This window comes from Stenotrophomonas pictorum JCM 9942 (assembly GCF_001310775.1).
Classification (GTDB): domain Bacteria; phylum Pseudomonadota; class Gammaproteobacteria; order Xanthomonadales; family Xanthomonadaceae; genus Stenotrophomonas; species Stenotrophomonas pictorum.
Genome location: NZ_BAZI01000715.1, coordinates 1 through 792, shown reverse-complemented (window position 1 = coordinate 792; position 792 = coordinate 1). Strand labels below are relative to the sequence as shown.

Below are 792 nucleotides of genomic sequence, written 5' to 3'. Positions count from 1 at the left end.
CGGCGATGCCGCTGCTGCACCCGGAGCTGCCTTCGGCGGTGACCCATGCGGTGCTGATCCGTGGCAGTGCGCGCCGCCGCGCCGGCGGGCTGGATACCCACAGCTATGGTTCCTGGTATGCGGCGCTGGTGGATCTGAGCACTGCGCATGAGTGGCCTGGGCTGGCGCAACGTGCTCTGTGACACCGCCTTTGTCGGCCGCCTGCAGGAGGGCCGGCCGGCCGCGGGTGACATGGAGGTGCTGGCCACGCGCTGGCCGGTCTGGACCGCGCGCCTGGCCTCGTTCCTGATGGACGACCCGCTGTACGCCCATCGCGGCCAGCTGCAGCAGCGGTGCGCGCAGGCGATAATGCCCGACGCCCAGCGCGACCTGTTCGAGGCCTGTGCTTCCCTTCCAGGCGCGGAGCCGGTGTGAGCGATTCGATTGCCGTTGTTGTTGTCAGCTACCAGAGTGCGAGCACGCTGGACGAATGCCTGCAGCGGCTGCGCGCGGCGCGGGAGGTGGCCGAGATCCGCGTGGTCGACAACGATTCCGATGACGGTTCGCTGGCCATCGCCCAGCGCCATGCCCTGGCCGATCCGCGCGTGCGCTTCATCGCCAATCCGGACAATCCCGGCTTCGCCACCGCCTGCAACCAGGGCGCGCAGGACTGCCAGGCGCCGTGGCTGGCCTTCATCAACCCGGACCTGATGGTCGAGCCGTCCACGCTTGCGCAGCTGCGTGCGCTGGGCGCGCAGCTGGGCGATTGTCTGCTGGGCGTGGAGCAGGTCGATGAGGCCGGCCAGGCCGATG

At 69.9% G+C, this 792-nt stretch carries 1 protein-coding gene and 1 pseudogene; both read left to right on the top strand.

The genetic code is table 11. The annotated features are described in order from the left end of the window. A pseudogene (locus JCM9942_RS17250) lies at window positions 1-414 on the top strand (glycosyltransferase); the annotation flags it as partial. Further along, a partial coding sequence (locus JCM9942_RS17245) for a glycosyltransferase family 2 protein (protein WP_157723049.1) occupies window positions 411-792 on the top strand: 382 nt, incomplete at its 3' end. The pseudogene JCM9942_RS17250 and the gene JCM9942_RS17245, both read left to right, overlap by 4 nt.